Source organism: Rhodobacter sp. P2_H5 (assembly GCF_056403335.1).
Genome location: NZ_JBFUFS010000010.1, coordinates 1 through 13,349 on the forward strand (window position 1 = coordinate 1; position 13,349 = coordinate 13,349).

Here is a 13,349-nt window from a genome sequence, read left to right on the forward strand (position 1 = left end):
GGGGTCGCTCAGCGTGACGGATGTCGACATGACCAGTGCGCGGGTCGCCGCGCTGCAGACGGCGGCGCCGGAGACCTGGTCGGTGGGCTCCACCACCGCCCCGCAGCCCGGAACGGGCCAGAGCGGCGTGCCCCTGGAGCACCTTCCCGATCACGCGACCGGCACCTACGGCACGTTGAGCGTGGACCAGCAGGGGCACTGGACCTACACGCTGGACAATTCCCGGCCGGAGACGCAGGCGCTGACCGCGGGCCAGCCCGCGCAGGAAACCTTCGAGGTCCGCGTCACCGACGACCACTTCGCCACGACGACCCACACGGTGACGATCGATGTGACCGGGGCGGGCGACAGTGGTTCGGCTTCGGTCGCCGCAGTCCAGCATGACGCGCAGGCGTCTGTTCCGGATACGGCCGAGGAGCACGTGATCGTGCTGGACGACGACGGCTCGGGCCTTGGCGTGTCGGGTCTCCCGGGTGATGGGGACGCAGTGCTGCAGGAGGCCGGCGTGCTTGCCATGGGTTGGGGTGAGGGAGGCAACGCCTCCGCCGGTCCCTCCGCCCTCGATCACTATTTGGCTACGGCAACGTCCCATGACGGTGGGGGCATGCTGGGTGATCCCGCGACCCTGTCCGCGCAGGCGCCGGATCATCAGGAGGCGGCGCCGGCAACCGAAGGCTTTGCGGAACCGGTGGTCGATCCGATGGCACATTACCTCGACGCGGTTTCTCAGGTCGCCGGGCCGATTGTTCTGGTGGAGCCGGGGGCGTCGATGTTGGAATATCTCGACAGCGTGGGTGTCGCGCCGGAGGCCATGATGCCGCCCGACCACGGCATCTTCCCCGACACGCTGGCGCTTGGGCTTGATCTGGCCGATGTCGATGTCCCCGATCCGGGGCCAGATGCCGTCCCCCATGCCGTCGGCATCCCGGTCGATGAAATCCATGTCGCTGACCTCCCACCGGACCCGGTGGACGACACCTCCTATTCCTAGCCGGAAAGCTCCGCCTTGGGGCGATCCGACGTTGGGGGGCGGATCAACCCAGCCCCGGAGTCTCGCTCATGCTGGATAGAGCTTGGGGGCATCTTCACAAATCAAGGGGGATGACCCAGGATTTTTGTCTTCGCCGACGCACCCAAGGGACAAATTGCTACTGTCCGACCGAGGCAATGACGAGGTCAGCGCGAGAGTGCCGTTGTATTCGCGATGGCCGTGACCACCGCCGGCCGCGCGAAGACGCTTTCATACCAGCGCTTGACGTGGGTGTATCGTTCCAGATCCACCCCAAGCGCCTCATGCCGCCATATCCACCCGAAATGCGCGATGTCGGCGATCGTGTATGCGCCGCCGGCGACGAAGGGATGATTTTCCAGCGTCTTGTCGAGAAGTGTGAGCACGCGCTCGATCTCTTTCCGGCTTGCCTCCTGGGCTTCAGCCTTTGGCTCTTTCTGAAGTCTGAGCAGGAAGGCCTGAAGGAAGGCAGGGCTGAGGCCGGAAGCGTGGAAGAAAAGCTGTTCGAACACCTTGCTGCGCCGGATGGCGTCCGCCGGAAGAAGCTTTTCGGTCTTCTCCGCGAGATAGACGAGGATTGCGGCGGATTCGCTGAGAACCACGTCGTGGCACGTCGCGGCCGCACGGTCCGTCAGCACCGGAACCTTGCCGTGGGGGTTCAGCGTGACGAATGCGTCACTCCGTTGCTCGCCGCGGCGCAGGTCTATGGGGATGAGCCGGTACGGCAGGCCCATCTCTTCCGCGGCGATGACGACCTTGACGCTGTTGGGCGTCGCAAAGGCATGAATCTCAAGCATTTCATACTCCTGTGGCTTGGAATGGGCCGGTATTCGACCGCTCCCGGTTGCACTCAGACGCGGCGGGCATCGAGGCTGATGCGTCCAGCGCCGAAGGCGATGACCTGCAGCAGGCCACCGGCCATGGCGATGTTCTTGAAGAAGTGAATGAACTGGTTCTGGTCGCCGAGCGCGCTGTGGAACATCAGGGCCGTTGCGAGAGAGAACACCGCCAGCACGCCCGCGACGACGCGGGTGCGGTAGCCAAGCAGAAGGGCAATGCCCCCGACGATCTCCACGAAAGCCGACAAGGCAAAGGCAAGGGTCGGCAACGGCAGCCCGACCGACTGGATGTAATCGATCGTCATGGTCGGCGCCGCGATCTTCGAAAAGCCAGACAGGATGAAGATCGCACTGATCATCGCGCGCCCGGCGACGGGCAGGATCGCAAGTGTCCGGGGAACGCTCGCCGAGGCTTGGGCATCGGGGGCAAAGGATTGGGTTGGCATGGTTGAAGTCCTTCTGTCTGAGGTTTGTGAGATGTGTCCGGGCAGGATGGTCCCGCTGCCGCACCGGACATGTGCCCGGCAGCGGGGGAGATGCGGATGAGGGGCAAGAGGCCCGCGCCGCGCGGATCGGGGGGATGGCGCGAGGTTTCGGGTTATTGGCTGCGGATGGTGCGGAAGGCCTTGCACATCTCGTCCGTGAACAGCGCGGGTTGCTCGAAGGCTGCGAAGTGCCCGCCGCGATCCACCTTGTTCCAGTAGAACAGATTGGGCCAAAGCGCCTGAGCCCATGCTTTGGTGGTCGTGAAAATCTCATGTGGGAAGACGGTCGCGGCCATTGGCAGGTCGATGCGCCCGGCATTGACGCCGCGTCCGGTGCGCGCATTCTCCCAATAGAACCTGGCCGAGGATGCGGCCGAATTGGTGAACCAGTAGATCGAAATGTCATCCAGCATCGCGTCGAGGCTCAGGGCATCTTCCGCGGCGCCCCGGTTGTCCGTCCAAGCCTGGAATTTTTCGTAAATCCAGGTCGCTTGTCCGCTGGGGGAATCGGCCAGCGCGTAACCGATCGTCTGCGGCCGGGTGGCTTGCTCGCGGAAATACCCATAACCGTCGCCCGTAAAGCGTTTGATGCCGTCAATGGCGGCCTGCTCTTCGGCGGTCGGATCGACGGGGAGAGTCTCTGGCACGACGAACTGCCAGTTCACATGCGCCGCCACCAGCCCCTCGGGCCGCAGGTGGGCCAAGGCATGCGTGACGCCCGAACCCCAGTCCCCACCCTGGGCCACCCAACGCGTATAGCCCAGACGCTGCATCAACGTAGCCCAGGCGCGGGCCGTACGCTCGACGGTCCATCCGGTCTCGCCGGGCTTGTCGGACCAGGCAAATCCCGGCAGCGAGGGGATGACCACATCGAATGCGTCTTCTGCCCGGCCGCCATGCGCCTCGGGATCGGTGAGGGGGCCAATCACATCAAGGAACTCCACAATCGACCCTGGCCAGCCATGGGTCAGGATCATCGGCAGCGCGTTCTTGTGTTTCGATCGCACATGTATGAAGTGGATGCCGAGCCCGTCGATCTCGGTGCGGAACTGCGGCACCGCGTTGATGCGCCGCTCGAACCGCCGCCAGTCGTAGCTGTCGCGCCAATAGGTGATCAGCGCCCTGGCCTTGTCCAAGGGGACGCCTTGGGTCCAGTCGATCACGGTTTCCTTCTCGGGGAAGCGCACCATCTTGAGGCGGAGCGTGAGATCGTCGATGGCCGATTGCGGGACTGCGACCTGAAAAGGAACGATGTCGGGGGTCGCCGGGGCCACGGCGGATGGCGCGTTTTGGGCAAGGGCCCGCGACGACCAACCGCCAAAGGTTGCGATTGCCAGGCCATTCACCAGACCAAGCAGCGCCTGCCGCCGCGTGGGACCGTCGATTTTTTCAGGAATAGGTTGCGCGTTCACGGGAGAACTCCTTCGTTAGCGGGCCAGTTGGGGAGGGGTCAGGTCGAGGCTTCGCCACGCGCCCGGCGAAACTCTTCCGAGGTGTCGTCGAGGAAGACGTAAAGCGCTGTGATCTTGCCGTCGCGGACGGTGATCACATCCCAGCCGGTGTATTCGGGCGCAGCGCCACGCGGCCCGGACCCCCAGGCCAGCCGACCTGCGTCGTGCAGCACCTGAGGCTTGCCATGCGGTGTGTAAACATAGTGGGGATGCGTCGCCCGCAGATCGCCGGCGAAGCGGTTGATCGCGTCATGGCCGGTGACCACACCGGGCGGCACATAAAGCACGCCGTCCGTGGCCCAAAGCTCGGCTATAGCCGCCCGGCGGCGCTGTTCATCGCCCTCGCCGAAGACCTCCTGAAGGTTGCGGTCAAGCAAGTCGCGGATGCGGGCTGCGGATTCCTTGGATTGGATCATGATGTCTTTCCTTGTAAGGCCGCTGAACCTCGGCCAGGGACAGGTGCCGAGGTTCGGCGGTGACGAATGGAACTTCAGATTTGGGCGAGGCCGCCATCCACGAAGAGTTCGATGCCGTTGACGAAGCTCGCGTCGTCGGAGGCGAGGAACAGCACGGCCCTGGCGATCTCGTCAGGGTGGCCGACGCGTCCTGCGGGGATCAGGCCTGCAAGATAATCCCGGGTTCCCTGAGCCTGAGCGCCGCCGCCGAACAATCCGTCCAGGCCTGCGGTGTCCGTGACACCGGGGCTGATTGCGTTGACGCGGATGTGGCGGTCTTTCAGATCAAGCATCCAGTTGCGGGCAAAGTTGCGCACCGCAGCCTTGGTCGCGGAGTAGACGCTGAACGCCGGCGTGCCCGAAATGCTGGTCGTCGAGCTGGTCAGAATGACCGAAGCGCCGTCTTTCAGCAGCGGCAGCGCCTTTTGGACGGTGAACAGCACGCCCTTCACGTTGGTGTCGAAGGTGCGCGTGTAATGGTCCTCACTGATCGCGCCGAGGGCTAACATCTCGCCGCCGCCCGCATTGGCGAACAGGACGTCGATCTGCGCGTGGTTCTGCTGAACCACATCATAGAGCCGGTCGATATCGGCGAGGTTTGCCATGTCGCCCCGGACCGCAGTCACGCGTCCGCCAATCTGCTTCACCGCGGCATCCAGCGCGTCCTGGCGGCGGCCCGTGATGAAGACCGAGGCCCCCTCGGCGGAAAACGCCTTCGCTGCGGCGAGACCGATGCCGCTTGAGCCACCCGTGACCACCACGACCTTGTTGTTGAACCTGTCTGTCATCGTCTTTCTCCTTGCATCTGCGGCCAAGCGCCGTTGCCTTCATATGTGCAGGAGGAACGATGATCCTTGTAGTTAGCAAATCCATCACCTAGCGTTCCACCAGGAGAACGATGATGCGGATTGACCTCAACGATTACGCCTATTTCGCCGAAGTCGTTGCGCATGGCGGTTTTGCCGCGGCAGGGCGGGCGCTGCGCGAGCCGAAGTCCAAGCTCAGCCGCAGGATCGCGGGTCTGGAGGAGCGGCTGGGCCTGCGCCTGATCGAAAGGTCGAGCCGCCGGTTCCGGGTGACGGACACTGGCCAGGCGTTTTACGAGCGTTGCCGGGCCATGCTCGCAGAGGCCGAGCAGGCGGAAGCCGTGGTGGCCCAGGCGCAGGCCGAACCGCATGGCCGCATCCGCTTCAGTTGCCCGACCGGGATGGTGGCGCCCGTTGCCGGGCTGATCTCATCCTTTCTGGCGCGTTTCCCGAAAGTCCGGCTGCAATTGGTGGCGACCGATCGGGCCGTCGACCTGATTGAAGAGCGCATCGATCTGGCGCTGCGCGTGCGCGCCAGCCTCACCTCGGACGCCGCATTGACCATGCGGTCTCTCGGCATATCGATCCGGATTCTTGTGGCCAGTCCCCAGATTGCCAGCAAGCTGGAAAATATCGAACAACTGGCCGACTTCCCGATACTCGCAACCGATGACACGTCGGACGATCTCGACTGGCATCTTGAAACCGACGAGGGGCGCAGAAGCGTTGTCCGTGTCCAGCCGCGCATGGGATGCGAGGACATGGTGGCCCTGCGCGATGCGGCAATCGCTGGCCTGGGGATTGCGAACCTGCCGGATCATGTGTGCCGCGAGGCCCTGGAGGCAGGACAGCTCGTCCGTGTCTTGCCGGCATGGCGCGGGATGCATGGGACCGTGCACCTGGTCTTCACGACGCGAAGGGGCCTGTCACCTGCCGTCCGCGCGCTGATCGACCATCTCGCGGCCGGGTTCCCGCGTGACGCCCTGAGCAAGCGCATGTGACCCCACAGGTTTGGAAACCTAAAGCGTCAACTGGTCTTCGTAGCGCATGGCCCAGTCGCGCAGCGTGGCAAAAGTCGGCATGAGGTCGATCCCCGCCTGAGATAACGCGTATTCGACCCGTGGCGGGATCTCGGCATAGGCCGTGCGGATGACGATGCCATTTCCCGCGAGGTCGCGAAGCTGTTCGGTGAGCATGTGCTGGGTGATACCCGGCAGCGCCCGGCGCAGTTCACCAAAACGCATCGAGCCCCCGACCAGGCTGCACACGATCTCGATTTTCCATTTGCCGGTGATGGCCTTGATGGCCCGCTGAAAGCGCATGACATCGATCGGTTCGGGCCCCGTACACCCGTCACACGCCGTGCCATAGACCCGCGGCGCTATAGTCTGGTTTTTCATGCTACCTCTGAAAATTCATCCTACTTGCCACTTTTCATATGGTTCGCGAAGGGTAGCCGCAAGGAAAAGTGAGGGTAGATCCTATGAGCAGAATTCTTGTAACGGGCGGCTCCGGCTTCCTTGGCAGCCATTGCATCGCCGCGGCACTGGCCGCAGGGCACGAGGTTCGCACGACGCTGCGCAATCCGGACAAGGCGGGTGAGGTCCGCTCGATGCTCGCGGCGGCGGGTGTCGATCCGAAATGCGAGGTCAGCTTTCATGCCGCAGATCTGAAGGATGACGCGGGCTGGGCCGATGCCGTCGCGGGTTGCGACTATGTCTTGCACACCGCTTCGCCGTTTCCCTCTGTCCAGCCGGACGACCCGAATGACCTGATTGCGCCGGCGCGCGACGGGACCTTGCGGGTTCTTCGTGCCGCCCGTCAGGCCGGAGTGCGGCGCGTTGTCCTCACCTCGTCCTTTGCCGCCATAGGCTACGGTCCGGAGCCAGCAAGCCATGTCTACACCGAGGCGGACTGGACGCCCGTCACCTCTCGGAACCAACCCTACATTCTGTCAAAAACCATCGCGGAACGCGCGGCGTGGGACTTCGTGCGAGAAAACGGGTCGCCCGAACTCAGCGTCGTCAACCCGACCGGAATATTCGGACCTGCGCTCGGTCCTCAGCTTTCGACCTCCCTCCAAATCGTCAAGGGCTTGCTGGACGGCGCCTTCCCGCCCGTGCTGCCCGATATGTGGTTCGGCGTGGTGGACGTCCGCGACGTGGCCGACCTGCATTTGCGGGCGATGACGGCGCCTGCTGCCGCAGGGGAACGTTTCATTGCCGTCAGTGGTGAGCCCCTGTCCCTGTTGAACGTCGCCACCATTTTGCGCGAAACTTACGGCGATCTGGCCGCCCGTGTCTCTGACCGAAGCGTGCCAGTCTCCTCCGACACCCCTCGTCGCCGCTCCAGCAGCGAGCGGGCCAGGCAGAGGCTGGGATGGTCGCCGCGCCCAAGTGCAGAAGCAATCATCGCCAGCGCCGAAAGCCTCATACGGCTTAAATTGCTGACCGGTGGAGTGTGATCGCGAACCTTTTCCAGCGCCGGGCCACTTCGTGCCTCACCTTGAGTTTGGCGACCGCCTTGCGCAGCCGGTTGATCTCGGGTGGCTCGGGCTTCATCGGCCCGAGCCCGGGACACGTCTGGACAGAATCCGGCTCCATCTTCGGCATCGACTTCGGCAGTACGTTCGCGTCAACGCCCATGTCGCGTGATGCCCGCGCCGGCATCTGACATCCGCGGCTTGGCGAGCCATCGGCCACTTGTCAGGGTTGGACCAAGTGGCGCGGGGGGCGCACGCCGGGGCAGGGGGCAAGCCGCGAGCCTTGACACTGCGCTGCCCGCGCCGAGGGCGGTTCTCGCTTTGCCACGGCCACCGCGAAGGTGGTGACAGCCCCGGATGCCCGAGGCCTTGATCCGGACCTCGGTCCTGCGGGTCTGGTGGGTCTGACGGAGGTCAAAAGGCGGATCCCCGGCCGCGCCTCCGCGTCTGGGCGCCGGGCCGCTTCAGATATTCTCCCTCGTGTAGATCTGGAAGGGCACGATCCGGGTGTGGTTCACCCCGTCGTAGGGCGACCGCGTCGCGCGGATCATGCCGCGGATCAACTCGTCGGCCAATTGGCGCAGGGGATGGGCGATCACCAGTTTCAGCGTGCCGTCCAGCAGCCCTGCGCGGGTGCTGTCCATCAGGTCATAGCCGACCACCACCAGCTCCGACGCCCGGCCCGAGGCGCGCACTGCCGCCATCGCGCCGCTGATGCCGCCGCCGGACACGAAGAGCGAGGTCAGGTCGGGATGCTCGCGCAGCAGCTTTTCGGTCATCTCTTCGGCCACCGCCCCGGATTCAAAGGTCGAGAGCGGTTCGAGCAAGGTGAACTCCGGCGCATGTTCGCGGAAGTACGACCGGAACCCGGCCTCGTTCATCTCCTGATTGCGGTAGCGCGGGTTGCCCATCAGGATGCCGATCTTGCCGGGCCGCTTGCACAGGCCCTCGATCGCCCAGGCCGAGGTGCGCCCGACCTTCCAGTTGTCGAGCCCGACATAATGCACGAGGCCCGCCGCCGAAAGCTGCGCGACCAGGGCAAAGACCGGCAGCCCGCGGCCCTGCAGGGTTTCGACCGCCTGCGTCACGGCGGGATGCACCGCGCTGGTCAGGCAGATCGAATCGCACTGCTCGCCCAGGGCCAGGGCGCGGGCGGCGGTGTTCTGCGGCGACAGGTCTTCAAGAAACTCGATGCGCACCTCGACCTCGACCCCGGTGTCCGCGACGGCGCTGGCGGCGTCGCGGATGGCTGCGGCGCAGTTCTGGTAGAATTGCCGGTGCGGCTGAAGCAAAAGGAAGCCGAAGCGAAAGCGCGGGCGGCTGGCCGAGACCTTGGCCTGAATGGTCGCAAGCCCGTAGAATCCAATACGTTCCGCGGCCTCCTGCACCAGAAGCCGCGTCGGCGCGCGGACCTTTTCGGCCCCGGCCAGAACCCGGTTGACGGTGGCGACCGAGACGCCTGCCGCCTTGGCCAGATCAGGGATGGTTGGGCGCGTCATGGCGAGATCATCTCATTTCATATCACATTTCACCTCATCTTTGATACGGTGAGACGAAATGAATTGCGACACAACATCGCACCTTGATTCAACAGCCGTCAAGCTGGCAATGTCTGCGGCAAGGACGAGGTGCCCGGGCCCAAGGGTCAAGGCAGCTTCGGAGGGAAACAACGACACCGACAGGCTTCATGGCATGTCCGGCTGCGCCCCGCGCGCACCGAAGACGGCCCTGCCATGCCCCGCTGCAGCCTGCGGCGGTGCCTGTCGACCTGTCTGAACGGAATGGATTCGGCGCGACGTGCCGGGGGGAGGGATGAGATGGACGATCTGAAATTCGGCACACGCAACAAGCGCGGAGACTGGGCCCCGAGCGCGGCCCTGGAGATTGCCTCCAGCTGGGCCTGGCCCTTCAACCCAATGAAATTCCTGCGTTTCGTGCTCGACTACCTGTGGCCGTGGAATGCCTTCCACATGGCGACGACGCTGCTTTACTGGTATTTCATCATCCCCGATGTCGAGACGATGAAGACCCTCGGCTTCGGCTGGGCGCTTTGGCTTTATGCGGTGAATGCGGCGGCGATTTTCGTCATGTATGGCTCGGTCGAGCTGTTCTGGTACGTTAAGCGCAAGCAGGGCACCCGGTTCAAGTACAACGGCAAGTTCCCGGCCGACCAGCCCTCGGACGTCTTCTGGTTCAAGAGCCAGAACATCGACAACTTCCTGCGCTCGTTCTTCTTCTCGATCCCGCTCTGGACGCTGGTCGAGGTGATCTTCCTGCATGCTTTCGCCAAGGGCTATGTGCCCTGGCTGACCTGGGCCGATCATCCAGTTTACCTGGCCGTGCTGACGCTGCTGGTGCCGGTTATCCACGAGGTGCATTTCTTCTGCATCCACCGGCTGATCCACACGCCTTTCCTTTATAAATGGGTGCATTCGGTGCATCACAACTCGGTCAACCCCTCGCCCTGGTCGTCGCTGTCGATGCATCCGGTGGAAGGGTTCCTGTACCATGCCGTGGCCTTCTGGCACCTGGTGATCCCGTCCAATCCGATCGTGGCGCTGTTCCAGCTGCACTCGGCCGGGTTCGGTGCGATCAACGGCCATATCGGCTTTGACAAGCTGGAGATCACCGAGGACACCCCGCTCGAAAGCCACGCCTATGCCCATTACCTGCACCACAAGTATTTCGAGGTGAATTACGGCGGCGACGGCCTGATCCCCTTGGACAAGTGGTTCGGCTATTGGCACGACGGCACCAAGGAAGGCGAGGCCCGGATGGATGCCCGCTTTCAGAAGAAGAAGGCCCGGCTGAATGCGGCGAAATAGGGCCTGGCTACCCTCTGAGATTGCAGGAACGACTTCGGCCCGGGAGGAGGCGGAACGAACACAAGGGCAGCCCGCAAAGGGCGCCATCACCTGAAACCCCGGTTTCAAGACTGCCTTCGGGCGACACAAGGGAGGAGACTGACATGACACTGACCAAGACCTTGCTGCGGGCCACCGCCGTCATGGCGCTGATGGCCACCACGGCCAGCGCCGCCGATATCGCGGTGATCGGCGGCTCGAACGACGATGCTTTCTGGAACATCATCAAGAAGGGCATCGATGATGCCACCCCGGCGGTCGTGGCCAATGGCGGCACGGTCAACTACCTGCGCCTGGTCAATTACGACAACTTCGCCCCCGATGTCGTGCAACTGATCCAGACCGCGATCAGCCAGAAGGTCGATGGGCTGGTGATCCCCGATTGGGTGGCCGAGGCCGAGGACCCGGCGATCAAGCAGGCGGTGGCGGCAGGGATCAAGGTGATCCTGATGAACGCCGGCGGCGCCGAAAAGGCCAAGGAGCTGGGGGCCATCAACTATGTCGGCTCCGACGAATATGTCGCGGGCCAGGCCGGTGGCGCCTATTTCGGTGCCCATGGCCAGAAGAATGTCCTTTGCGTCAACACCTTGCCCGGCACCGCCAATATCGAGGCGCGCTGCAAGGGTGTGATCGACGGCATCACCGCCGCCGGCGGCAAGGGCGCGCAATTGCCGCTGCCCTCGACCTCGTTCGGTGACCCGACCGCCGTGGCCGAGGCGATCAAGGCCGAGATGATCAAGGATGACAGCATCGACGGCGTGATCACCATCTCGGCCGGAGACGCCGACAGCGCCGCCATCGCGATCGATCAGGCCGGCAAGACCGGCAAGGCGATGCTGGGCACCTTCGACATGAACAAGGCCGGGCTGGACCGCATCAAGGGCGGCACGCAGATGTTCGCGATCGACCAGCAGCCCTACCTGCAATCCTATCTGGCCGTCAGCCTTCTGGCATCGGCCATCGACTTTGGCACGGTTCTGCCCACCAACCCGGTGCTGACCGGCCCGGGCATCGTCGACGCCTCCAACATCGAGGCCACCCTGGCCGGCGTGTCCAAGGGCGCGCGCTGACCCACTGACCCGGCCCGCCGCACGACCGGCGGGCCTCTTCACATCCTCGGGGGAGCCCCATGAACAGCAATTCCGCATTGGGCGGCCTGTTGCGCCGTCCTGAAGCCGGGGCCTTCCTTGGCCTTGCCGCCGTCCTCGGCTTTTTCGCCATCTTCGGCGGGCTGACCTTTCTGACACCGGGCGGCATGTCCAGCTGGATGAACGTCGCCGCCAACCTGGGCGTGATCGCCATCCCGGTCGGCCTTCTGATGATCGCCGGAGAGCTTGATATCTCGGTCGGCGCGATGGTGCCCTTTGGCGCCATGACCGTGGCGGTGATTTCCGGCCATTACGGAATGTCGATCTGGCTGGGCGTCGCGGCAGCCCTGGGGCTGGGCCTGCTCGTCGGGCTGATCAACGGCTTCATGGTGATCCGCACCGCCGTCCCCTCGCTGATCGTGACCCTGGGCAGCCTCTTTGCCGTGCAGGGCATCGTGCTGGGCCTGACCGTGCTGATCACCAAATCCACCTCGGTCGCGCTGAAGGTCGAGGGGCCGGCCAAGGCCCTGTTCGGCGATTTCATCCTCGGCGGGCAGGTTCAGGCCATGGTGCTGTGGTGGCTGGTGATCGCCATGGCCTATGTCTACTTCGTCCACTTCTCGCGCTACGGGAACTGGATCTTCGCCATGGGCGGCGACAAGGTGTCCGCCCGCAATGCCGGCATCCCGACCGAGCGGATGACGATCCTGCTGTTCGTGCTCTCCTCGACCTCGGCGGCCTTCGTCGGCATGTGCCAGGCGATCCTTTACAACTCGGCCCAGGTGGCGGGTGGGCAAAGCTTCATCTTCAACGCGATCATCTCGGTGGTGGTGGGGGGCGTGCTGCTGACCGGGGGCTTCGGGTCGATCATCGGGATCTTCTTCGGCACCATCACCTTCGCCATCGTCAACCAGGGCATCTACTACACCAATTTCGACCGCAACTGGTCTTCGCTGATCATCGGGGTGCTGCTGCTCTGCGCGGTTCTGATGAACAACACCTTCCGCAAGATGGCGCTGTCCGCCGCGCCGAAGAAAGGGGCCAAATGATGGGCCAGGACACCGGGAAGACCATCCTGTCCCTGCAGGGCATCAACAAGAGCTTCGGCCCGATCGACGTGCTGCATGACATCAATCTTGACGTGAAGGCCGGCGAGGTCCTCTGCCTTCTGGGCGACAACGGCGCCGGCAAGTCCACGGTGATCCGGCTCCTGTCGGGCGTCCACCGGCCGTCCTCGGGGCAGATGGTGATGGACGGCACCCCCGTCCATTTCAAAAGCCCGCGCGAGGCTGCCGACCATGGCATCGCCACTGTGCACCAGTTCGGCGGCACCTTCCCCCTGATGTCGATCGGCCGCAGCTTCTTTGTCGGGCGCGAGCCGACCCGCTGGTTCGGCCCGCTGAAGATCTACGACCGCAAGAAAGCCAACGAGATCGCGGTCAAGGCCGTGCAGAACTTCGGCATCACCCGGATCGACGACGGCGATCGCCTGGTCGGCGGGTTGTCTGGGGGCGAGCGCCAGGCGCTGGCCATTGCCCGCGCCGTCCATTTCGGCGCCCGCGTGCTGATCCTGGATGAACCGACCGCCGCCCTTGGCGTCAAGCAGGCCACCCACGTCCTGCGCATCGTGAACGAGGCGAAGAAGCGCGGGCTGGCAGTGATCTTCATCACCCATCAGGTCATGCATGCCATGGCCGTGGGCGACCATTTCGCCGTGCTGATCCGTGGCGCGGTCGCCGCCGATTTCCGCAAGGGCGAGAAAACCCGCGAGGAGATCACCGACCTCATGGCCGGCGGCGCCTCGATGGCCTCGCTCGAGGCCGAGATCGAGGCTCAGATGGCGGCGCAGTGACGTTTCGCTTGCTCCGGG

Annotated in this window: 14 protein-coding genes; 7 read left to right on the forward strand and 7 right to left on the reverse strand. The window is 64.3% G+C overall.

Going from position 1 to position 13,349, the window contains the following annotated elements; translation table 11 throughout:
- Nucleotides 1-991 (forward strand): VCBS domain-containing protein (locus AC1DVR_RS14315; RefSeq protein WP_478001265.1); only part of this gene is annotated, 991 nt, incomplete at its 5' end.
- 185 nt (nucleotides 992-1,176) lie between these two features.
- Here the strand turns inward: AC1DVR_RS14315 and AC1DVR_RS14320 are convergent.
- The 5 genes from AC1DVR_RS14320 to AC1DVR_RS14340 form a co-directional block, all read right to left on the reverse strand.
- Nucleotides 1,177-1,806 carry a glutathione S-transferase family protein gene (locus AC1DVR_RS14320; protein WP_478001266.1) on the reverse strand — a complete coding sequence of 210 codons (630 nt, stop codon included), beginning with the start codon at nucleotides 1,804-1,806 and terminating at the stop codon, nucleotides 1,177-1,179.
- 53 nt (nucleotides 1,807-1,859) lie between these two features.
- Nucleotides 1,860-2,294: a DoxX family protein gene (locus tag AC1DVR_RS14325; RefSeq protein ID WP_478001267.1), complete on the reverse strand. Its 435-nt coding sequence runs from the start codon at nucleotides 2,292-2,294 to the stop codon at nucleotides 1,860-1,862.
- Between the two features lie 152 nt (nucleotides 2,295-2,446).
- Complete coding sequence (locus AC1DVR_RS14330; protein WP_478001268.1) at nucleotides 2,447-3,745, reverse strand: epoxide hydrolase family protein; 1,299 nt, start codon at nucleotides 3,743-3,745, stop codon at nucleotides 2,447-2,449.
- A 38-nt stretch (nucleotides 3,746-3,783) separates the two neighbouring features.
- Complete coding sequence (locus AC1DVR_RS14335; protein WP_478001269.1) at nucleotides 3,784-4,200, reverse strand: nuclear transport factor 2 family protein; 417 nt, start codon at nucleotides 4,198-4,200, stop codon at nucleotides 3,784-3,786.
- A gap of 74 nt (nucleotides 4,201-4,274) precedes the next feature.
- Entirely contained in the window at nucleotides 4,275-5,027 is a 753-nt protein-coding gene (locus tag AC1DVR_RS14340) for an SDR family oxidoreductase (RefSeq protein WP_478001270.1), read from the reverse strand.
- A gap of 113 nt (nucleotides 5,028-5,140) precedes the next feature.
- On the opposite strand from AC1DVR_RS14340, the gene AC1DVR_RS14345 reads away from it, so the two are divergent.
- Nucleotides 5,141-6,046, forward strand: a complete 906-nt coding sequence (locus AC1DVR_RS14345; protein WP_478001271.1) for a LysR family transcriptional regulator — start codon at nucleotides 5,141-5,143, stop codon at nucleotides 6,044-6,046.
- Nucleotides 6,047-6,064: 18 nt separating this feature from the next.
- On the opposite strand, the gene AC1DVR_RS14350 is transcribed toward AC1DVR_RS14345, so the two are convergent.
- Complete coding sequence (locus AC1DVR_RS14350) at nucleotides 6,065-6,445, reverse strand: winged helix-turn-helix transcriptional regulator (RefSeq protein ID WP_478001272.1); 381 nt, start codon at nucleotides 6,443-6,445, stop codon at nucleotides 6,065-6,067.
- Between the two features lie 83 nt (nucleotides 6,446-6,528).
- Here AC1DVR_RS14350 and AC1DVR_RS14355 point away from each other — a divergent pair, with 83 nt between their 5' ends.
- Nucleotides 6,529-7,509: an SDR family oxidoreductase gene (locus tag AC1DVR_RS14355; protein WP_478001273.1), complete on the forward strand. Its 981-nt coding sequence runs from the start codon at nucleotides 6,529-6,531 to the stop codon at nucleotides 7,507-7,509.
- 482 nt (nucleotides 7,510-7,991) lie between these two features.
- On the opposite strand, the gene AC1DVR_RS14360 is transcribed toward AC1DVR_RS14355, so the two are convergent.
- Nucleotides 7,992-9,026 carry a LacI family DNA-binding transcriptional regulator gene (locus AC1DVR_RS14360; RefSeq protein ID WP_478001274.1) on the reverse strand — a complete coding sequence of 345 codons (1,035 nt, stop codon included), beginning with the start codon at nucleotides 9,024-9,026 and terminating at the stop codon, nucleotides 7,992-7,994.
- A gap of 318 nt (nucleotides 9,027-9,344) precedes the next feature.
- Here AC1DVR_RS14360 and AC1DVR_RS14365 point away from each other — a divergent pair, with 318 nt between their 5' ends.
- From AC1DVR_RS14365 to AC1DVR_RS14380, 4 genes are all read left to right on the forward strand, one after another.
- Nucleotides 9,345-10,352 (forward strand): sterol desaturase family protein, encoded by a 1,008-nt coding sequence (locus AC1DVR_RS14365; protein WP_478001275.1) that lies wholly within the window; start codon nucleotides 9,345-9,347, stop codon nucleotides 10,350-10,352.
- Nucleotides 10,353-10,495: 143 nt separating this feature from the next.
- On the forward strand, nucleotides 10,496-11,461 hold the full coding sequence (locus tag AC1DVR_RS14370) for a sugar ABC transporter substrate-binding protein (protein WP_478001276.1): 966 nt from the start codon (nucleotides 10,496-10,498) through the stop codon (nucleotides 11,459-11,461).
- Nucleotides 11,462-11,520: 59 nt separating this feature from the next.
- Nucleotides 11,521-12,528 (forward strand): ABC transporter permease, encoded by a 1,008-nt coding sequence (locus tag AC1DVR_RS14375; protein ID WP_478001277.1) that lies wholly within the window; start codon nucleotides 11,521-11,523, stop codon nucleotides 12,526-12,528.
- The gene (locus tag AC1DVR_RS14380; protein WP_478001278.1) at nucleotides 12,528-13,331 is read left to right on the forward strand and encodes an ATP-binding cassette domain-containing protein; all 804 of its coding nucleotides are present in this window, start codon (nucleotides 12,528-12,530) and stop codon (nucleotides 13,329-13,331) included. Before AC1DVR_RS14375 ends, AC1DVR_RS14380 begins: the two co-directional genes overlap by 1 nt.
- The last annotated feature ends 18 nt before the right edge of the window (nucleotides 13,332-13,349 follow it).